The 20139-nt window shown below is 31.0% G+C and carries 21 protein-coding genes; 7 read left to right on the plus strand and 14 right to left on the minus strand.

The genetic code is table 11. The features are described from left to right. Positions 1-18: 18 nt before the first annotated feature. The 6 genes from rodA to purH form a co-directional block, all read right to left on the minus strand. A complete protein-coding gene (gene rodA, locus ACVC08_RS10880) occupies positions 19-1290 on the minus strand; it encodes a rod shape-determining protein RodA (protein WP_452602054.1) in 1272 nt (423 codons plus the stop codon). Next, on the minus strand, positions 1274-3178 hold the full coding sequence (mrdA, locus tag ACVC08_RS10885; protein WP_452597231.1) for a penicillin-binding protein 2: 1905 nt from the start codon (positions 3176-3178) through the stop codon (positions 1274-1276). Before mrdA ends, rodA begins: the two co-directional genes overlap by 17 nt. Then, positions 3175-3687, minus strand: coding sequence for a rod shape-determining protein MreD (gene mreD / locus ACVC08_RS10890; RefSeq protein ID WP_452602055.1), 513 nt, complete (start codon positions 3685-3687; stop codon positions 3175-3177). Before mreD ends, mrdA begins: the two co-directional genes overlap by 4 nt. Then, positions 3680-4501, minus strand: a complete 822-nt coding sequence (gene mreC, locus ACVC08_RS10895; protein WP_452602056.1) for a rod shape-determining protein MreC — start codon at positions 4499-4501, stop codon at positions 3680-3682. The genes mreD and mreC overlap by 8 nt, the downstream gene beginning before the upstream one ends. A 14-nt stretch (positions 4502-4515) precedes the next feature. Then, positions 4516-5544: a rod shape-determining protein gene (locus ACVC08_RS10900; RefSeq protein ID WP_452597234.1), complete on the minus strand. Its 1029-nt coding sequence runs from the start codon at positions 5542-5544 to the stop codon at positions 4516-4518. A 338-nt stretch (positions 5545-5882) separates the two neighbouring features. Then, positions 5883-7415 (minus strand): bifunctional phosphoribosylaminoimidazolecarboxamide formyltransferase/IMP cyclohydrolase, encoded by a 1533-nt coding sequence (purH, locus tag ACVC08_RS10905; RefSeq protein WP_452602057.1) that lies wholly within the window; start codon positions 7413-7415, stop codon positions 5883-5885. Positions 7416-7546: 131 nt separating this feature from the next. Here purH and ACVC08_RS10910 point away from each other — a divergent pair, with 131 nt between their 5' ends. After that, the gene (locus ACVC08_RS10910; RefSeq protein ID WP_452602058.1) at positions 7547-7804 is read left to right on the plus strand and encodes a hypothetical protein; all 258 of its coding nucleotides are present in this window, start codon (positions 7547-7549) and stop codon (positions 7802-7804) included. A 154-nt stretch (positions 7805-7958) separates the two neighbouring features. Here ACVC08_RS10910 and ACVC08_RS10915 read toward each other — a convergent pair whose 3' ends face one another. Continuing rightward, positions 7959-8417, minus strand: a complete 459-nt coding sequence (locus tag ACVC08_RS10915) for a GAF domain-containing protein (RefSeq protein ID WP_452602059.1) — start codon at positions 8415-8417, stop codon at positions 7959-7961. A gap of 91 nt (positions 8418-8508) precedes the next feature. Here ACVC08_RS10915 and xrtF point away from each other — a divergent pair, with 91 nt between their 5' ends. The 6 genes from xrtF to ACVC08_RS10945 all read left to right on the plus strand — a co-directional run bounded on the left by xrtF (position 8509) and on the right by ACVC08_RS10945 (position 13549). Continuing rightward, positions 8509-9060, plus strand: a complete 552-nt coding sequence (gene xrtF, locus ACVC08_RS10920) for an exosortase family protein XrtF (RefSeq protein WP_452597238.1) — start codon at positions 8509-8511, stop codon at positions 9058-9060. After that, positions 9053-9481 carry an exosortase F system-associated membrane protein gene (locus ACVC08_RS10925; RefSeq protein ID WP_452597239.1) on the plus strand — a complete coding sequence of 143 codons (429 nt, stop codon included), beginning with the start codon at positions 9053-9055 and terminating at the stop codon, positions 9479-9481. Before xrtF ends, ACVC08_RS10925 begins: the two co-directional genes overlap by 8 nt. 72 nt (positions 9482-9553) lie before the next feature. Beyond that, positions 9554-9967, plus strand: coding sequence for an HYC_CC_PP family protein (locus ACVC08_RS10930; RefSeq protein WP_452597248.1), 414 nt, complete (start codon positions 9554-9556; stop codon positions 9965-9967). A 79-nt stretch (positions 9968-10046) separates the two neighbouring features. Then, a complete protein-coding gene (locus ACVC08_RS10935) occupies positions 10047-10775 on the plus strand; it encodes a heavy-metal-associated domain-containing protein (protein ID WP_452602060.1) in 729 nt (242 codons plus the stop codon). Between the two features lie 67 nt (positions 10776-10842). Then, positions 10843-13083 carry a TonB-dependent receptor gene (locus ACVC08_RS10940; RefSeq protein ID WP_452602061.1) on the plus strand — a complete coding sequence of 747 codons (2241 nt, stop codon included), beginning with the start codon at positions 10843-10845 and terminating at the stop codon, positions 13081-13083. 97 nt (positions 13084-13180) lie between these two features. Further along, positions 13181-13549 (plus strand): heavy-metal-associated domain-containing protein, encoded by a 369-nt coding sequence (locus ACVC08_RS10945; RefSeq protein ID WP_452597242.1) that lies wholly within the window; start codon positions 13181-13183, stop codon positions 13547-13549. Between the two features lie 119 nt (positions 13550-13668). Here the strand turns inward: ACVC08_RS10945 and ACVC08_RS10950 are convergent, their stop codons facing one another. The 7 genes from ACVC08_RS10950 to ACVC08_RS10980 form a co-directional block, all read right to left on the minus strand. Then, entirely contained in the window at positions 13669-14658 is a 990-nt protein-coding gene (locus ACVC08_RS10950) for a hypothetical protein (protein ID WP_452602062.1), read from the minus strand. Between the two features lie 105 nt (positions 14659-14763). Beyond that, entirely contained in the window at positions 14764-16401 is a 1638-nt protein-coding gene (gene groL, locus ACVC08_RS10955) for a chaperonin GroEL (protein ID WP_452602063.1), read from the minus strand. Between the two features lie 107 nt (positions 16402-16508). Then, on the minus strand, positions 16509-16787 hold the full coding sequence (locus tag ACVC08_RS10960; protein ID WP_452597245.1) for a co-chaperone GroES: 279 nt from the start codon (positions 16785-16787) through the stop codon (positions 16509-16511). A gap of 182 nt (positions 16788-16969) precedes the next feature. Further along, positions 16970-17320, minus strand: coding sequence for a preprotein translocase subunit SecG (gene secG, locus ACVC08_RS10965; protein ID WP_452597246.1), 351 nt, complete (start codon positions 17318-17320; stop codon positions 16970-16972). Beyond that, positions 17320-18276, minus strand: coding sequence for a hypothetical protein (locus tag ACVC08_RS10970; RefSeq protein ID WP_452602064.1), 957 nt, complete (start codon positions 18274-18276; stop codon positions 17320-17322). Before ACVC08_RS10970 ends, secG begins: the two co-directional genes overlap by 1 nt. Next, the gene (locus ACVC08_RS10975) at positions 18276-18779 is read right to left on the minus strand and encodes an LptE family protein (protein WP_452602065.1); all 504 of its coding nucleotides are present in this window, start codon (positions 18777-18779) and stop codon (positions 18276-18278) included. Before ACVC08_RS10975 ends, ACVC08_RS10970 begins: the two co-directional genes overlap by 1 nt. 94 nt (positions 18780-18873) lie before the next feature. Continuing rightward, positions 18874-20139: a sigma-54 interaction domain-containing protein gene (locus tag ACVC08_RS10980; protein ID WP_452597198.1), complete on the minus strand. Its 1266-nt coding sequence runs from the start codon at positions 20137-20139 to the stop codon at positions 18874-18876.

The raw sequence follows: 20139 nt of genomic DNA on the forward strand, positions 1-20139 counted from the left end.
ATTTTTTAAGTAATAAAATTACCATTCATTAATTCTATTAGAATCTAATTTTATAAAAATAAATAATAAAATAGTAAAACCCCAAAGGCCAGAACCACCATAACTAAAAAAGGGTAAAGGAATCCCTATGGTAGGAATTAGCCCCATAACCATACCAATATTAATCATAAAGTGTAAAAAGAATATTGAGGCAACAGAATAGCCATAAACTCGACTAAATTGAGATTTTTGAAGTTCTGCCAAATGTAATACACGAAGTATAAGTGCAATAAAAACGATTACAACCATAAAGCTACCTAAAAAGCCCCATTCCTCTCCAACAGTACTAAAAATATAATCAGTATGTTGCTCTGGAACAAATTTACCAGTAGTTCTAGTGCCTTCTAAAAACCCTTTTCCTTTTAACCCTCCGGCGCTAATTGCTTTTTCAGATTCATTAAGGTTATAAGCCGCTCGTTTTTTCATGCGTTCTAACTTAATAGGGTCTTTTTCAAGACTTAACCATATAGTAATACGCTCTTTTTGGTGAGAAGGTAAGTGGTTAAACGTATACTTTACTCCAAAAGAAATAATTAAAACTGTAATAAAAATTAGAACAGGTTGTAAAAAAGAGGGTTTTTTACGTTTAGTAAAGTGATGTATTGGTATTGCAATTAAAGCCACAATGCCTGTTACTAAAACACCAAATTTAAGAGATACTATAGATATTAAAAGAATTAGAAAACCAATAATTAAATATATTTTTGGAAGCCCTTCTCTATACAATACAAAGAAAAAAGACGCATATACTAAAGTACTTCCAGCATCTTTTTGTAATAAAATTAAAAGTGCAGGAATGGTAATAATAACAAATAATTTTATCTGGTCTTCAAAACGTTTAATATCAGTTTGTAAATCGCTTATATATTTTGCAACAGCTAAAGCAGTTGCAGCTTTTGCAAATTCGCTAGGTTGTATAGTCATAGGGCCTATAGCATACCATGAGGTAGCTCCATTAATATTTTTTCCAAAAAGAAATAAACCTACAAGAGATAGTAGGGAGGCTAAATACATTATACTAGAAAAGCGTTCATAAAATTTAGAATCTATAGAAAGTATTAGTACAATTAAAAAAAGGGTTAAACCTATAAAAATTAGTTGCTTACTGTATGGATCAGAAAATCCAAAGTAATTTATAGTTTCTCCTGTTTGTGAGGCCGATAGTATATTTAGCCACCCAAAAATGACTAAGGCGAAAAATAATAAAATGGTAACCCAATCGAATTTAAAGTGTCTATCTGTCTGTCTCATCTGCCGGCATTGGTATAACTTGTAACTCTGTCTCTCCGTTTATTTTAAAAGGTTGTCCCGAATAGGGTTTTGCATATTCATTTTCTAAACTGTGAGTGAGAAGCCAACGCTCTAAGTCTGTTCTGCTAATAGTACCTTTTATATACTTTTCTATCATTAAACTTGCTACTTTTCCAGCAAATCGATTTCCCCAATAGCCATTTTCAACAAATACTGCGATAGCAATTTTAGGGTTGTCTTTAGGTGCGAATGCTACAAATATTGAGTGGTCTGTTAGTTGTGTGCGTACGCTATCTATTTTTATAAAGTTTTCTACGGTTCCAGTTTTTCCAACAATATCAATACCTTCAACTTGTAATGACTTAGCTGTACCTTTTTTATAAACATCTAACATACCGTTAATTACTGGTTCAAAGTGTTTTTTGTCTATAGTGGTATGTTTTGGAGTAGTAAACTTTTCAGGTAATGTTTCTCCTTCTATAGATTTAATAATATGCGGTGTGTAGTAGTAGCCTCTATTAGCAATTGCAGCAATCATGTTAGCTAATTGTATAGGTGTTGTTGCTACTTCTCCTTGACCAATTGCATTAGAAATAGTATAGGTAGAATAAAAACGTTTGGGATAAAGCCTCTTATAATATTCTCTATCTGGAATTCTACCTGGCTGACCTACTGATAAATCATTATCTAAATAATCCCCTAAGCCAAAACTTTTGGCATGTTTACTCCAATTATTTATACCATCTGTAGCCGATCCTGTTTTATCTAAAATACGTCTATATACTGTTGCAAAATAGGCATTACAAGATTTTTCAATACCTCGAGACATATCGTTTTTGGAGCCAGGAACACAATGGCATTTCATAAATCTGTTCCCATATTTATAACCAGCATAACATGTAATTTTTTCTGAAGTGTTGATTACATTTTCTTGCAAACCAATTAAAGCATTCATTAGTTTAAAAGGGGAGCCTGGTTCGTACACACCTTGAATACTTCTATTAAAAAGAGGTTTAGCGATTGAGTCATTAAATAATTTTGAGAAGTTTTTTGAGCGCTTTCTTCCTACTAAATCATTTGGGTTATATGTTGGCGCTGCAACCATAGCTAAAATTTCTCCACTACTAGGTTCTATTGCTATAACACCACCACGTTTATTTTGCATTAATTTTTCGCCATAAGCTTGTAGTTGCGCATCTATAGTAATTTTTATGTCCTTTCCGGCTTTAGGTAATGTATCGTAATCTCCATTTTTATAAGGGCCAATATCACGGTTAAACCTATCTTTTTGAATAAATTTAATCCCTTTTCTCCCTCTTAATGTTTTCTCATAGGAAACTTCTACCCCTTGTTTACCTATTAAGTCACCTATTTTATAATAGGCATCTCTTTTTAAATCTTTATTATTAACCTCTCCAATATCTCCTAAAACATTTGCGCCAATAGTGGTTTCATATTGTCGTAATGAACGCTTCTGAATATAAAAACCATCATATTTTCTCATTTTTTCCTGTAATACAGCATAGTCTTCTTTAGATAGATGAGAAACAAAAACATAAGGCAATCTAGGCGAATAGTGTTTAGCTTTTTTATACTTTTCTATAAACTGATCTTTAGTAATTTTTAAAAGAGAACAAAACTCTAAGGTATCTAGGGGTTCAACTTCTCTAGGAATTACCATGACATCGTATGATGGTTGGTTGGCAACTAAAAGTTTATCGTTTCTATCGTAAACAAAACCGCGTTTAGGATAGGTATATACTTTTCTAATGGCATTATCATCGAATATGCTTTCTATTCTATTAGAAAAAACTTGTAAGTAGAGTAGTCTTGCAGTAAATGCTAAACCTACAAATATAACACAAAGGAATAATAATATTTTTCTCATTTTTTATTATTGGTACTACTAAAAATTATAGAAACTAAAACACATAATAGTATAGTGAATATGCTAGAGAATAACGTGTTTTTAAGGATTAAAAGTATTTTAGAAAAGTTAAAAATATCTAGCGAGAATAAAATAAAATGATGAATAACAGTTAGAATAGTAATATACGTTAGTCGCTGTCCAAAATCTATAGCTCCAAACTTTATTGTTTGGTGATCATATACAGAACCAAAGCTAAATTTTAAAGCTACTGGTCTTATATAAGCAATAGTAAGCGAAGCCGCTGCATGCATTCCTCCAGAATCTAAAAACATGTCTACAGACAAGCCTAATAAAAATGCAAGAAAAATAAATAACATTCTATTGTTTTTTATAGGATACAGAAGGATAAATAATAAGTATAAATAGGGGTTTATATAACCTAAAAAATTAATATGGCTTAATAATAAAACCTGAATTAGTACTAAGATTATAAACCTAACGGTATGTATAGAAAAAAGACTATTCATTGGCTCTTTCTATAAGTTTTTTAATTGTTTTAGCGTCTTTATTTTCAATGATGTAAACATGTTCAATATTAGTCATGTCATTAAATAAGGTCACCTCTATATCGTAGTAATTCTCAGATTCATCTAATTTAAAATCTTTAACAATACCAATAGGAATCCCCTTAGGGAAAATGTCTGATCTTCCAGAAGTTATTATAGTATCTCCTTTAGCTACTGGAGCCACTTCGGGAATTTCTGTAAGTTGGATGTTTTTTTCAGAGACTCCATTCCAGTGTAAGCTACCAAAATGGTTTGTTTTTTTTAATTGGGCACTAATACTACTAGTTGTGTTTAAAATAGATAAAACTGTAGCGTAATCTGCACTTGTATTATCTATTATACCTAGAAGCCCTTTAGAGGTAATAACTCCTAAATCTAAATGGATACTATCGTTAGTTCCTTTATTTATAGTTAGCACATTGTTCTTTTGAGAATAACTATTTTTAATAACTTGTGCTGTACTAAACTTATATTTTCCATTGAAAGAAATACTATCTATGTAGGTAGAATCTAGTCCTTTTTCTGTATTAAAAAGAATAGATTTAAGCCTATTGTTTTCTTCCTGTAAAATTTTGTTTTGTTCTTTTAAATCAAAATAATCGCTAATACTATTTGAAGCATTATAAACACCTCCACTTAAAAAATTAGCAGAATTTATAAACTTACTTTTATGGTAAGTGTGCGATTGAATAGTAAAACCAATAGAAACAGAAAATAGTAATAGAAACAATAGGAATACTTTGTTTCGTATAATGAAGTTTACTATTTGTTGCATATTATTTTAGGGTGCTACTTTATCAATACACTTTTGTATTTAGGAATATTTTTTAGTGTAATACCTGTACCACGAACAACAGCACGTAAAGGGTCTTCTGCAATATATACAGGTAAATCTGTTTTTTGCGATAGACGTTTGTCTAGACCTCGTAACATAGATCCTCCACCAGCAAGATAAATCCCCGTATTATAAATATCGGCAGCTAATTCTGGAGGCGTCTGCGATAAGGTTTCCATAACAGCATCTTCAATTCTAAGAATAGATTTATCTAACGCTTTAGCAATCTCTCTATAAGAGATTTGTACTTGCTTAGGTTTTCCTGTTAATAGATCACGACCTTGAACGCTCATATCTTCTGGAGGAAGATCTAAATCCTCAGTTGCGGCACCTATCTGTATTTTAATTTTTTCTGCAGTACGCTCACCAACATATAAGTTGTGTTGCGTTCTCATATAATAAATAATATCGTTTGTAAATACATCTCCAGCAATTTTTACAGATTTATCACAAACAATACCTCCTAAAGCAATCACAGCAATTTCTGTAGTACCACCACCTATATCTACAATCATGTTTCCTTTAGGCTGCATAATATCTACACCAATACCAATGGCAGCAGCCATAGGTTCGTGTATTAAGTATACCTCTTTACCATTAACACGCTCGGCACTCTCTTTTACCGCACGCATCTCTACTTCTGTAATTCCAGATGGGATACAAATAACCATACGTAAAGAAGGGGTAAATAATTTCTTTTTTAACGCAGGAATATTTTTAATAAATAAACTTATCATTTGCTCAGAAGCATCAAAATCTGCAATTACACCATCTTTAAGAGGTCTAATTGTTTTAATGTTTTCATGCGTTTTTCCTTGCATCATATTGGCTTCTTGACCAACAGCGGTTATTTTACCAGAAATGCGGTCTCTGGCAACTATAGAAGGTGCATCTACTACAACTTTATCATTGTGAATAATAAGTGTATTCGCCGTACCTAAATCGATTGCGATTTCTTCGGTTAGGAAGTCAAAAAATCCCATATTTGTGTGTAATTATAGAGAGTTATTAATAAGAGTGTGTAAAAATAATAAATCTAACGAAAAAAAAGGAGTTAATTGCATTTAGTTATAGTATAATTTTTTAGTGCTGAATTATTTACGGTTTTTAACCCTATTTTGGATGTTTTTATTGAAAATTAGGCATAAAAAAAGCTTCAGAATGTAAACTGAAGCTTTTAAGATTTTTAGAATGATATTTTAACTTTTTAAAAGACCCGTTAGGTTTTTAAAACCTGACGAGTCTGAGCTAATAAATATGATGGACTAATATTATATAATTCTAATCATAGTATGAGATTCCTGCCTACTCAGGAATATGTTTAATGTTTAAAGTGACGCGTACCTGTAAATACCATTGCTACACCATTATCATTACAGTAATCAATGCTTAATTGGTCTTTAATAGAACCTCCTGGTTGAATTACCGCCGAAACACCTGCTTTATTTGCAATTTCAACACAATCTGGGAAAGGGAAAAAAGCGTCGCTAGCCATTACACTTCCTTTTAAATCGAAATTAAAAGAACCAGCTTTATGTATAGCTTGGTTTAAAGCATCTACACGACTTGTTTGTCCTGTACCGCTAGCACATAATTGCTTGCCTTTTACCAAAACTATAGTGTTAGATTTTGTATGCTTACAAATTTTTGAAGCAAAGATTAAATCATCTAACTCAGCATCTGTAGGGGCTGTTTTTGTTGCATTAGTTACAGCATCTTTACTGTCTGTTATATTGTTTCTATCTTGTACTAAAACACCATTTAAACAGGTTCTAACGATAGTTTGCGCTAATTCTACATCGTTTAAAACTAAAAGAATTCTGTTTTTCTTTCCTTTTAAAACGTTTAAAGCGTCATCTGAAAAAGAAGGAGCAATAACAACTTCACAGAATAATTTGTGTATTTCGTTAGCGGTTTCTAAATCAATTTCTGTATTAGAAATTAAAACGCCACCAAAAGCAGAAACTGGGTCTCCAGCTAATGCATCTACATAGGCTTGGTGTAATGTATCGCGTTGTGCTAAGCCACAAGCGTTATTATGTTTTAAAATAGCAAATGTTGGTGCGTCGTTTTTAAACTCATCCATTAAATTTACAGCAGCATCAACATCTAATAAGTTATTATAACTTAAATCTTTACCATGTAGTTTTGTGAAGATTTCATCAAAATTTCCAAAGAAAAATCCTTTTTGATGTGGATTTTCACCATAACGTAAAACTTTTCCATTAGTTTCAGAAACCTTTAAAGCAGCAATGTTATTGTCTTGGTTAAAGTAATTAAAGATAGCAGAATCGTAATGAGACGATACATTAAATGCTTTAGCTGCAAACGCTTTTCTATCTTCTTCAGATAAGTTTCCTTTTTTCTCTGTTATTAATTCTAAAAACTCTGCATAATCGTTTACAGATGATACACAAATAACATCTGCATAATTTTTTGCAGCTGCACGAATTAAAGAAATACCACCAATGTCAATTTTTTCAATAATATCTTGGTTAGGAGCACCAGAAGCTACTGTTTTTTCAAAAGGATATAAATCGACAATAACGACATCTATTTGCGGAATGTCGTATTCTGACATTTCTGCAACATCTCCATCATGATTTTGTCTGTTTAAAATACCACCAAATACTTTTGGGTGTAATGTTTTTACACGCCCACCTAAAATAGAAGGGTAAGAGGTTACATCCTCTACAGGAACGACATCTATATCTAAGTCTTTAATGAATTTTTCGGTTCCACCAGTAGAATAAATAGTGACACCCTGCGCGTTTAATTCTTGTACAATTGGTTCTAAACCATCTTTACTAAATACAGAAATTAATGCAGATTTAATTGTTTTGTTGTTGCTCATTAGTAGTTGTTTTAATAAGCCATCAAATGTAATAAATTGCTGAATTTTTATTAGCTAATTCATAGTCATTTTTTCAACTAAATTTTAGAGTTATCAACAATAACGCTGTAGTGGTTTTGTATATTAGCAGAATGAAGACAAAATTAAGTTTTTGGAAGTTATATATAATAACAGCAATCGTGTTAATTATTACGTTTATTATATACTTTTTAACGACAGATAAAACTTATGGAGTAAATAAAACTGTAGGCTGGGCTTGGGATATTACTAATATTCAGTTTTGGAAAGGGTTAATTCCACCAACGGTTATTATATTAATAATTATTATGCTCATTACTATTATTGTTAGGTTTATACTTTCAGTTTTTAAAAGAGAGCAAAACAATTAAATGTAGAAAAGAGTATTATTTTTATTCGAAACCTTTCAGGTTTTAAAACCTGAAAGGTCTTTATATATTAATTGTTTTCTTTTAAAATAGATATAAATAGTTAGTTTTTAAAAACCTGAAAGGTCTAAATTACATACTATTTCTCATAGAGAATTTAAACTAATAACCCAGCAACCTTTTCGCAAACAAACTCTAAAAAACGCTCATCTGCTTCTGTAAAAGGGTCAGGCGTATTAGAATCGATATCTATTTGCCCCATATTTTCACCATTAACAAAAATAGGAATTACAATTTCTGCCTTTACAGTAATACTGCAAGCAATGTAATTATCTTGTGCTGCTACATCTGGTACTACAAAATTTTCATTACTTACTGCTACTTGTCCGCAAATACCTTTTCCAAAAGGGATAATAGTATGGTCTGTAGGTTCACCAACGTAAGGCCCTAACTTTAATTCATTTTTATCACCATTTTTAAAATAAAACCCTACCCAATTATAGTATTCAATGTTAGCTTCAAGTAATTCGCATATTTGTAATAAGCTGTCATCTAGAGTATTATTGGCATTGGAAATGATAGTTTCTATTTGCGGTTTTAATGTTTCAAAAATCATAGGTATAAAAATTTTGGCAAAAGTATTTAAAAAGACGTAATTTCAACGTTTTAATTTGTATAAATTTAACACCAATAAGTTAAAATTAATATTGAAAGCACTTCTTATAAAATATAAGTCTGTAATAAAGTTTATCCTTACATTTTTATTGGTGTATGGTGTATTGTCTTTTGGGTATAAATTATATTTAGATGCCTCTAAAGATTTTAATTATTATCCTGATTATATAACTAATCTTGTTGCAGACCAAACACAAGCTATATTAAACACTATAGGCTATGCTTCTAAAGTTGTACCACACCCAGATGAGCCTTCAATGAAGTTAATTGTTAGAGAAAAATACTTAGCAAGGGTAATAGAGGGTTGTAATTCGGTTAGTATAATTATACTTTTTATTTCATTTGTTATTGCATTTTCTGGAAAACGAAAAACAACAATTCTATTTGTATTAATTGGAGCTATAGCTATTTATATTGTTAATTTATTTCGAATTGTTATTTTGTCCATAGGGTTATACCATTATCCTTGGCGAAGCGAAGTTTTACATTCAGTTGTTTTTCCTGCTATTATATACGGTATGGTATTTTTACTATGGATGTTATGGGTAAACAAATTTTCTAATATTGGAAAAAACAATGGATAAATACAAAAAATACATTTGGCTGTTTATACTATTTGGAATATTAGCTTTAATTCGCTTATTTGAAAATGAGCTGTTTTACGACCCTTATTTAACCTTTTTTCAAAGTGATTATTTGTATCTAGATTCTCCTCGTCAAGAAACATTTAAACTAACGCTATTTACTAGCTTACGGTATCTTTTAAATACAGTCGTTTCATTAGCGATACTCTTTGTTTTTTTTAAAGATATTAGTATCGTTAAGTTTTCGTTATTACTATATATTGTTGCTTACTGTATTTTAATTGCATGCTTTCTATATTTTGTAACTAACCCTAAACAAGAGGAGTATTATCTGTTTTTTAATATTCGACGTTTTTTAATACAACCTTTACTCTTATTACTTTTATTACCAGCATTTTATTATCACAGAAAAGGAGTGTGATGTAAAAAATAATAACAGTGTTAATCCTGTTTTAAACTTAATATTATAACTTCAAATTTTGTAAGTTTGTATGTGGTTAAACAAATTGCATATAAATTATTTTCTTTAAGTTTAGCGCTACTGGTGTTACTTTCAACGGTATCTTTAAAAGTTGAAAAGCATTATTGTGGTAATAAACTAATAGACATATCTATTTTTGATGTAGTACAGAAGTGCGGCATGGAAACCTCTAACCTGCAACAAGAAGTTATTACAACAAAAAAATGTTGTAAAGATGTTGTTGAAGTTGTTGAAGGGCAAGACGAATTAAGAATTAACGATTTTGATGATGTAGAGAAGTCTTTACAAGGCTTTGCTGCTATACTTACTTATTCTTTTGAGTCTATATATACAAAGCTTCCCAAGAAAATAATACCACATGAGCATTATGCTCCACCCAATTTGGTCTACAATATTCAACTATTAGACAGCGTATTTTTAATTTGATTTATTGCTTTTTTATGCTCTACTATTTATATAATATAGTAAGTATGACTAAATAGTTAATAACTCAAATTAAAAGCAAATGAAATATACATATACAGTTACAGGAATGACCTGTAATGGCTGTAGAAATTCTGTAGAAACAAAATTAAGCGCATTAGAATATGTAAATAATGTCTCTGTAAATTTAAGACAAGAGGAAGCCGTTTTAGAATCTTCCAAGCATATTTCGCTTAAAGTACTTCAAGACGCTCTGCCAGAAAAATTTCTGATTTCTAAGAAATATGATAATAATGCAAATAGTGAAGAAAAGCATACTCCAATTCATGAAAGTGAATTAAAACAGTTAAAGCCTTTATTTTTAATTTTCACATATATTTTATTAATAGCAATAGGGTTGCATTATAAAAATTGGGATTGGTCTGGTTTTATGCTCGATTTTATGGGGATATTTTATATCGTCTTTAGCTTTTTTAAATTATTAGATTTAAAAGGGTTTCCAGAATCTTTTAAAATGTACGACCCTTTAGCTAAAGCGATTCCAAGTTATGCTGTTGTTTATCCTTTTATAGAAATAGCACTAGGTGTCTTGTTTTTATTTCGTATTCAAATTTCATTGGCATTAATCCTTACTATAATTATTTTAGGAATAACTACAATTGGTGTAACACAGTCTTTACTAAGCAAAAGAGCGATAAAATGTGCTTGTTTGGGCACTGCTTTGAAATTACCAATGACTAAGGCAACTTTTATTGAAAATACAATAATGATAGTTATGGCAGTTATTATGTTAATTAAACAGTTTTTGTAGTAGAACAGACATTGTTAAAGCAAACAAATTAATTAAAAATACGCTCACATAAAATGATACAAAACAAGTGAAATATATATTATATATAATAATACTATTCCCTTTACTATTATGGTCTCAAGAAACTGCTAATGGTACAATATGGGAAGCAAATACAAATAATGAAAAACTAGGATTACCAGGTGCTAATGTGTATTGGTTAAATACTAAAGTAGGTACGGTTACAGATTTTGAAGGGAATTTTAATTTACCTTATAAAAAAGAGTACAAACAATTAGTAGTTAGTTATGTTGGTTTTAAAACAGATACTATAACCGTTACCAGTCCTAAAAATATAACACATTGGTTGCAATCTACAAGTACCTTAAAGGAAGTAACAGTAACAGCAAGAAAACAAGCAACTGCTAAATCCTATTTAAAGTCGCAAAACATTATAACCGTTAGTAGCGATGAGTTATTAAAAGCTGCATGTTGTAATCTGTCTGAAAGCTTTGAAACCAACCCATCTATAGACGTTAATTTTTCTGATGCTGTAACAGGAACACGCCAAATTAAAATGTTAGGCTTAACGAGTCCTTATATTTTAATAGCAACAGAAAATATTCCATCTATTCGTGGTGCTTCTCAGGCTTTTGGATTAAGTTTTATTCCAGGAACATGGGTGCAAAGTATACAAATAACTAAAGGAGCTGGTAGTGTTGTTAATGGCTACGAAAGCATTGCGGGGCAAATTAATGCAGAACTAGTAAAACCTACAACAGATAACAAGTTTTTTGTAAATGCATATGGAGCCGTAAATGGGAGACTAGAACTAAACACGCATGTAAACACAAGGGTTAATGATAAATGGAGTACAGGAGTCTATTTACATGGTAACTCTAGAAGTGAAACGTTCGATAAAAATAATGATACCTTTCTAGACTTGCCATTAGCTAAGCAAGTAAATTTAATGAACCGTTGGCAATATACTAATCCAGAAAAAGGATTTGTAAGCTTTATTAATTTAAAGTATTTAAACGACGAAAAACAAGCGGGACAAGTAAACTTTAATCCAGATACAGATAAGTTTACAACTAATGCTTGGGGGAGTGAGATAGATACAAGGCGCTATGAAGTCTCTGCAAAATTAGGATATGTAAATCCAGAAATACCATACCAGAGTATAGGCGTTCAAGGGGCGTATAGTAACCATAAACAAGACTCTTATTTTGGGTTTAATGTGTATAATATTTTGCACAATAGTGCATACGCTAATGTTATGTATAATTCTATAATTAGCGATTCTAGGCATAAAGTAAAAACAGGCATAAGCTATACTTACGATAATTATAAAGAAGATGTAAATACATTAAATATTGAAAGAACAGAAAGTGGTGTTGGTGCTTTTTTTGAATATAATTATGACGATTTAGGAAAGTTGAATTTAACGGCAGGTTTACGTGTAGATACGCATAGTGCATTAGGTACTTTTGTAACGCCAAGACTACATTTACGTTATACTCCTTGGGAGAAATCTGCATTAAGATTCTCTGTAGGAGGAGGCAAACGAGCTGCTAATATTTTTGCAGAAAACCAGAAATTATTTTCAACCTCTAGAGTTATTAATATAGAAAATAATGAAGGTGAAATTTATGGGTTGAAGCCAGAAATAGCATGGAATTATGGAGTGTCTTTTCTACAAGGGTTTAATTTATTTGGTAGAAAGGCAGACATTACTTTAGATTTTTATAAAACTGATTTTCAAGACCAAGTTGTTGTAGATTATGAAAACCCTAATGAGGTACGTTTTTACAACTTAAAAGGGGCGAGTTATGCAAATAGCTTTCAGTTTGAATTTAACTATAATGTCTTTGAGCATTTTAATTTACGTACGGCGTATAAATACTACGATATAAAAACACAATATAACTCAGGAAAACTAGATAAGCCATTAACTCCAAAACATAGAATATTTGCAAATGCTTCCTATGAAACAGCTGTTAGTGAGGGTGATGCATCGCAATGGAAATTTGATGTAACATATAATTGGCTAGGAGAACAGCGTTTTTCGTCTACGTTAAGTAATTTACCTCAATACCAATTACCAACACATTCACCAAGTGTAGAAACACTAAATGCACAAATAACCAGAGTATTTTCCTCTAAGTTAGAAGTCTATTTAGGAGGAGAAAACATAACCAATACAAGGCAGAAAACTCCAATTTTAGGGGCTGATGCTCCTTTTGGTTCAAATTTTGATACTACTTTTGTATATGGCCCTATATTTGGGAGTAGTTATTATGTAGGTTTACGTTATAAAATAAATTAAAAACGATTATAAAATAAACTATAACAAATTTTAATACCAACAGAACTATTTAATAGTGAATTGTAGTTAACTAATAAAAACAATAAAATTTAAACAAATGAAACAGTATATTATAATGATTGCCTTTTTAGTAAGCACAGTAACTTTTGCACAAAATAAAAATGCAAGAGCTTCCATAGAGGTTGATGGTGTGTGTATGATGTGTAAGCAACGTATTGAAAAAGCAAGTTTAAAAACAAAGGGTGTGAAATCTGCAGTTTGGAATGTTAAAACACACGAGCTAAAATTAATTTTCGATGAACGAAAAACAGATTTAGAAACTATTCAAAAGAAAATAGCATCTGTGGGTCACGATACTAAAACCATAAAAGCAACAGACGAAGCCTATGCTTCTGTTCATCCTTGTTGTAAATATAGAGATGAAGAAGTAATAGATGACCATAAGGACGAAAAAAAGGAAAATTAAGTAGGGCGAACTTTACTTAATATATAATGTTAGGTTGAGTATAGTTAATTTCTGTTAGGAGATTAGTTGTATTTAATCTAACATTTTTTTAATATGTAATTAAGAACATTGTTTAAAGATTAAGCTATGGTATATGTGAAGATTGGTGCGGGTTCAAGAACATACTTTAAAGTAATTTTTTTTGGCTTTGTTTCTCTTGTATCAAATAAAAAGTGAGGGATAGTTAAACCGCTTTCATTGTAGCTAATATTAATATTATCTACAACTTCAATTTTTGTTAAGATTGCTAAAGTAGAGTAGTCTTTATCGTTATTTTCTTGGAGTACTATGTTTTTTTCTAACGAATAATCAGTTGCACAATTATTTTTTAAATAGTTATAGACGTGAGATTGGTTAAAATTTAAAATAGAAGCAATTGTTTTATATTGTTTTTCAACACCTTTTAAATCGAAATCAACTTTACGTTTTACGTAGCCTAATGTTAATTCTATATTTTTAGGGATAATTATAGTGTTTTTATCTACTTGAGAAATAAGGTTAAGCATAATAGGAACCTGTTGCTCTTTAAGAAGACTATTTTGCATTGTTTCGCTCAATATAATATCTGGCTGCTCTTTAATTTTATATTTAGTAGCATCTGTACAGGCAATACTTTTTACATAATTTTTTAATTCAAAATAGTTTATAACACTTCTAAGGTTTTTAATACTCTTAGGGTTAATATCTAATAGTGTAACCTGTATTTGTTCTGGATTGTATTGTGATAAAATGGGTAGTATTAAAGTTGCAAAAGGACCAGTACCAGCATATAATATACGTATTGTTTCTTTTTTAGTTTTTTTTATGTCTTCTATGCTGTGTTGTATACCTTTTATAAACTGTTTTGTTCTTACAAAATCATCTATACAAGCTGCTGCCCATGTTGTGCCTATGGCAATACCATTGTGAGAGTGAATGTCTTGTTTATGCTCTTCGGATTCTAAATCTATATCTGTAGCTTTTAATAAAAGTGCTTTATAGGATTTTAAAGTTTCTACCAATTGTAATGGCGTAGTGTCTTGATTAACAATTGTATTAAAAATCGTTTTTAATTGAGTTGTTGGTAGCATTTAGTAGGGATTAAAAGCTAAAAATATATAATTTTGATGTTATAAAAAAAGCCTACTTCTTAAATGAATAAGAAATAGGCTTGTTTTGTTGTTTATATAATGATATTACATCATACCTGGCATTCCACCACCCATTGGAGGCATTCCACCACCAGCAGGCGCATCTTCTTTAATATCTATTAAAGCACACTCTGTAGTTAAAATCATTCCAGAAACAGATGCTGCATTTTCTAATGCAATACGTGTTACTTTTTTAGGATCGATAATTCCAGCTTTAAGCATGTCTACATAAGCTTCAGATTTAGCATCGTAACCAAAATCTTTTTTACCTTCAATTATTTTAGACACTACAACACTTCCTTCTCCTCCTGCATTTTCTACAATAGTACGAATAGGTGCTTCTATAGCACGAGCTACAATTTGTATTCCTGTAGTTTCGTCTAGGTTTTCTGTTGTAATTTTTTCTAAAACAGATTTTGCTCTTATTAAGGCTACACCACCTCCTGCAACAATACCTTCTTCTACAGCTGCACGCGTAGCATGTAAGGCATCATCCACACGGTCTTTTTTCTCTTTCATTTCTACTTCACTAGCAGCACCTACATAAAGTACAGCAACACCTCCAGCTAATTTAGCTAAACGTTCTTGTAGTTTTTCTTTATCGTAATCACTAGTAGTCGCTTCTATTTGAGATTTAATTTGATTAACTCTATTTTTAATCATATCCTTATCTCCAGAGCCATTTACAACAGTTGTATTATCCTTGTCTATAGTAATACGTTCTGCAGTACCTAACATTTCTAGTGTAGCATTTTCTAAAGTAAATCCTCTTTCTTCAGAAATAACAGTACCTCCTGTTAAAATTGCAATATCTTCTAGCATTGCTTTACGTCTGTCTCCAAAACCTGGTGCTTTTACAGCTGCTATTTTTAAAGAACCACGTAATTTATTTACTACTAAAGTTGCTAATGCTTCACCATCAACATCTTCTGCTATAATTAATAATGGTTTTCCTGTTTGTGCAACTGGCTCTAAAACTGGAAGTAAATCTTTCATTGTAGATACTTTTTTATCGTACAATAAAACATAAGGGTTTTCTAAATCTGTAATCATTTTTTCGCTATCGGTAACAAAATATGGAGATAGGTAACCTCTGTCAAACTGCATACCTTCTACAACATCTACATAAGTATCTGTTCCTTTAGCTTCTTCTACTGTTATAACGCCCTCTTTTCCTACTTTTCCAAAAGCATTAGCGATTAAATCTCCAATAATTTCATCATTATTTGCAGAGATTGAAGCAACTTGCTTTATTTTTTCTGAAGAACTTCCTACTTCTTTAGCTTGCTTTCCTAAATCTTCTACTATTGCAGAAACAGCTTTGTCTATACCGCGTTTTAAATCCATTGGATTTGCACCTGCAGCAACATTTTTTAAACCTTCTTTTACAATTGCTTGCGCAAGTACTGTTGCAGTTGTGGTACCATCTCCTGCTAAATCATTAGTTTTAGAAGCAACTTCTTTTACCATTTGAGCGCCCATGTTTTCTAATGGGTTTTCTAACTCTACTTCTTTTGCTACAGAAACACCATCTTTTGTTACTTGTGGTGCTCCAAACGAGCGACTAATAATTACATTACGTCCTTTAGGTCCTAATGTTACTTTTACTGCATTTGCTAAAGCGTCTACACCACGTTTTAATCCGTCACGTGCTTCTATATCGAATTTTATATCTTTTGCCATTTTTTTACTTAATTTTTAGCTATTTGCCATTGGCTTTTAGCTAGAGTATATTATTTAGTTTTTATTATGTTTTGCTAAAGGCAAATTGCCAGAAGCCAAAAGCTATTTTAGATAATTGCAAGAATATCTTCTTCTCTCATCATTAAATAATCATTACCATCTAATTTTAATTCTGAACCAGAATATTTACCGTATAGTACTGTATCTCCAATTTTTACGGTTAATGGTTCGTCTTTTTTACCTGTTCCTATTGCTACAACAGTTCCTTTATGTTGTTTTTCTTGTGCAGAATCTGGAATGTATAAGCCCGATGCTGTTTTAGTTTCTGCTGGTAAAGGCTCTACAAGAACACGATCTGCTAGTGGTTTAATGTTTACTTTACTCATTTTAAATGTATGTTTTAATTAATTAAATTTTTATTTACGTGTTAAGCTAAGCTAAAAATGTGCCAATAGGAGGGTACTGACAAAGTTTCAGATGTCTTACTGTTTCTATGAAAAGAACAAGATTAATAAACAAAAAAAGCCAACTGTAAAGTTGGCTTAAATATATTGTATATGTAATATTATTAGTTCGTTGAGTCTGCAGCTTTTGTTGCTGTTTCATCTATTACAGGTGTTTGCACAGGCTCTACTTGTTGAATATTATCTGGGTCTAAAGCTTTAGAGTCTTGAATTCTAGAACCATTATCTATTGCTAAATTAGAAGCAAGAATTAATGCTATTAAGATAGTTGCTAATATCCAAGTACTTTTGTCTAAGAAATCGGTAGTTTTCTTTACACCTCCTAATTGCTGTGTTCCACCACCTCCAAAAGAAGAAGATAAACCTCCACCTTTAGGGTTTTGCACCATAATTACTACAACTAGTAGAAATGCTACTACTACCATTAGTGCTAAAAATATTGTAAACGTACTCATTATTTTGTGTTATTTTGTTCTTGTAATTGTTTAACTGCCTTAATTTGGTCTGCAAAGAAACCACTTTTTTCTGGATATTTCAAACTTAAAATTTTATAAGATTGAATTGCCTTTTTATAGTTCTTTTGTTCTACATATATCCTTGCTAAAGTTTCTGTCATTAATGCTTCGGGTTGAATCATCTGAGCTTTAGCTATATTGTGGTGTGAGCTTCCTTTTTTAGGCGCTTCTAGTTTTGGGTTTTTACTTATAAACTGCTCTATAAGTTCAAACTTTTTATGCCGTGTTAATGTGGTGTTTTCTGTTTTATTGTCTTCTACTGCCTCTTTATCGTTTTTACTTTCTTTTACATTTTCTCTTTTAATAGGTTTTAAACTTGTTAGGTTTAACCATTCGTTAAAAGAGTGTGTTTCTGTTTTATTAAACTCTAGAGGTTTTCCTAAATTTAATATTTCGCTAGGTGTAGGAGTTTCTGTTTTTAAACGCTTTTCTTCAGCTTTTATAATCGAGGTAGTTTCAAGAGTTGAATCTTGATTTTCTTCTGTTTTAGGTTGAAATAAACTTGGGTCGAAGATAATATCTTTAGTGTCTTCAAACTGTTGTTTTAAATCGCTGTCTAGTGTTATTGTGTTATTTACAGAAATATCTTGTACTGTAACATCTATATCTTTTAAATGCGATGTGTTTTGTTTTATAAATTGCGATATTTCATTTTGTTTAAAAGCATCTGAAGTAATAAAGTCGAATAAGATACTTCTATCTGTAGTGTAAGCAGCTGTTATTTTTAATGTTTGATTATATTTAAAGCTTTCTGAATTTTTTAAGCCTTTTAAATAAACGGCACGGGCAGATTGAAAATATGGAAAACTATTAATTATAGTTTTTAAATCTTCGGTTTGTGTTTTTGTAACCGTTTGCGGTTGTTGCAATATGTTAGTAAGCTCTGCTTGATTCATTACCAATCTGCTAAAGAAGCATTAAAAATATCTTGTGTTAAACGCTCAAAAATCTCATCGAATGCGGTTGCTTTTGTATTTCCAGAAAGCTGTGCGCTACCTGCAAAATCATAAAAGAAAGAAAAGCTTTTGTCAAAATTATTTTCTTCTTTTGTTTTATTTACAAAACTTACTTTAACCGTTATTGTTAATCTGTTTTGTGCTGCTGTATTATTTGCTGTAGCTGTTGTTGGCGCTATTCTATAATCTGTAATTTCACCTTCGTAAACTAAATCTCCGTTAGAGGTAACTAACTCTAAGTTAGTTTGGTTTAATATTAAGTCCTGTAATGCAAGAGTAAAATCTCTATCTAACCCAGGCTCTACTAAAATAGCATTATTTTGAAAGTAGTTAACTTGATATGTTTTTGCTTCCCCTGTGTTTGCTCCAGATAATGAATAGAAACCACAACTAATACATAGTATTGCAGTTAAAAATAAGATGATATGTTTTGTTATTTTCATGTTTTTTATTGTGAAAATAGAACTATTTTCTTTCTAGTTTTTTATTTTAAGAACGGTTTAACTTAACATAATATTATTTCTGCTAAAATTCACCTTATAAGTCGAATTGTTTTATTTTTCGATATAATGTTCTTTCGCTTATACCTAACTCTTCTGCGGCTAATTTGCGTTTTCCGTTATGGCGTTCTAAAGATTTTTTAATGAGTTCTAATTCTTTATCATGTAAAGACAGTGTTTCTTCTTCTTCAATTTCTTCGGCAAAATCATAATTGTCACTAACAGTATTATAATTTTCGCTAGTTTTAGCTGTTTGGGGTATAGAAAGTACTTGTAAGTTGTCGGAACTTTCCTCGTAACTAGAGGTTTCGTTATCGTTACCGTAGATTTTCTGAATTAAACTTTCGTTGTCTTTTTGGACATCTTTAGAGTTTCCAGTTTTCATAAGTTCCATTGTAAGCTTCTTTAAATCATTTAAATCTGCTTTCATGTCAAATAAAACCTTATACAATATTTCGCGCTCACTACTAAAATCGCCTTCTGCTTTCGATGTTTTAATTACTGCGGGTAAATTATCTCCAGTACTAGGTAAATAACTACGTAATGCATCTGCCGAAATAGTTCTGTTTTGCTCTAAAACAGAAATTTGTTCTGCAACATTTCGTAATTGTCTAATGTTTCCGCTCCAACGAAATTTTAATAATATATTTATAGCATCTTCACTTAACTTTATAGTAGGCATTTTGTACTTTAAAGCAAAGTCGCTCGCAAATTTTCTAAATAATAAATGGATGTCTTCTTGACGTTCTCTTAAAGGTGGTAGGTTAATGTCTACAGTACTTAACCTATAATATAAATCTTCTCTAAACTTTTCTTTTTTAATAGCCTCAAACATATGTACGTTTGTGGCTGCTACTATCCTTACATTGGTTTTTTGAACCTTACTAGAGCCTACTTTTATAAACTCTCCATTTTCTAATACACGTAATAACCTTACTTGCGTCGTTAGTGGTAACTCTCCCACTTCATCTAAGAAAATAGTACCGCCATCTGCAACTTCAAAGTAACCACTTCTTGTTTGTGTGGCTCCTGTAAAAGCTCCTTTCTCATGTCCAAATAATTCACTGTCTATTGTACCTTCGGGTATTGCACCACAGTTAACAGCAATATATTTACCATGTTTTCTGTGAGATAGAGAGTGGATTATTTTAGGAATACTTTCTTTACCAACACCACTTTCTCCAGTAACTAATACAGAAATATCTGTTGGTGCTACTTGAATCGCTTTTTCTATAGCACGATTAAGTCCTGCACTATTTCCAATAATTCCGAAACGTTGTTTTGTAGCTTGAATGGATTCCAT

The sequence above is a fragment of the Pontimicrobium sp. MEBiC06410 genome (assembly GCF_053601615.1).

What these genes read in the sequence shown, in the direction of transcription:
- rodA (WP_452602054.1), bottom strand. Translation starts at nt 1,290, where the DNA reads ATGAGACAGACAGATAGACACTTTAAATTCGATTGGGTTACCATTTTA.
- mrdA (WP_452597231.1), bottom strand. Translation starts at nt 3,178, where the DNA reads ATGAGAAAAATATTATTATTCCTTTGTGTTATATTTGTAGGTTTAGCA.
- mreD (WP_452602055.1), bottom strand. Translation starts at nt 3,687, where the DNA reads ATGAATAGTCTTTTTTCTATACATACCGTTAGGTTTATAATCTTAGTA.
- mreC (WP_452602056.1), bottom strand. Translation starts at nt 4,501, where the DNA reads ATGCAACAAATAGTAAACTTCATTATACGAAACAAAGTATTCCTATTG.
- ACVC08_RS10900 (WP_452597234.1), bottom strand. Translation starts at nt 5,544, where the DNA reads ATGGGATTTTTTGACTTCCTAACCGAAGAAATCGCAATCGATTTAGGT.
- purH (WP_452602057.1), bottom strand. Translation starts at nt 7,415, where the DNA reads ATGAGCAACAACAAAACAATTAAATCTGCATTAATTTCTGTATTTAGT.
- ACVC08_RS10910 (WP_452602058.1), top strand. Translation starts at nt 7,547, where the DNA reads ATGAAGACAAAATTAAGTTTTTGGAAGTTATATATAATAACAGCAATC.
- ACVC08_RS10915 (WP_452602059.1), bottom strand. Translation starts at nt 8,417, where the DNA reads ATGATTTTTGAAACATTAAAACCGCAAATAGAAACTATCATTTCCAAT.
- ACVC08_RS10925 (WP_452597239.1), top strand. Translation starts at nt 9,053, where the DNA reads ATGGATAAATACAAAAAATACATTTGGCTGTTTATACTATTTGGAATA.
- ACVC08_RS10935 (WP_452602060.1), top strand. Translation starts at nt 10,047, where the DNA reads ATGAAATATACATATACAGTTACAGGAATGACCTGTAATGGCTGTAGA.
- ACVC08_RS10945 (WP_452597242.1), top strand. Translation starts at nt 13,181, where the DNA reads ATGAAACAGTATATTATAATGATTGCCTTTTTAGTAAGCACAGTAACT.
- ACVC08_RS10950 (WP_452602062.1), bottom strand. Translation starts at nt 14,658, where the DNA reads ATGCTACCAACAACTCAATTAAAAACGATTTTTAATACAATTGTTAAT.
- groL (WP_452602063.1), bottom strand. Translation starts at nt 16,401, where the DNA reads ATGGCAAAAGATATAAAATTCGATATAGAAGCACGTGACGGATTAAAA.
- ACVC08_RS10960 (WP_452597245.1), bottom strand. Translation starts at nt 16,787, where the DNA reads ATGAGTAAAGTAAACATTAAACCACTAGCAGATCGTGTTCTTGTAGAG.
- secG (WP_452597246.1), bottom strand. Translation starts at nt 17,320, where the DNA reads ATGAGTACGTTTACAATATTTTTAGCACTAATGGTAGTAGTAGCATTT.
- ACVC08_RS10970 (WP_452602064.1), bottom strand. Translation starts at nt 18,276, where the DNA reads ATGAATCAAGCAGAGCTTACTAACATATTGCAACAACCGCAAACGGTT.
- ACVC08_RS10975 (WP_452602065.1), bottom strand. Translation starts at nt 18,779, where the DNA reads ATGAAAATAACAAAACATATCATCTTATTTTTAACTGCAATACTATGT.
- ACVC08_RS10980 (WP_452597198.1), bottom strand. Translation starts at nt 20,139, where the DNA reads ATGGAATCCATTCAAGCTACAAAACAACGTTTCGGAATTATTGGAAAT.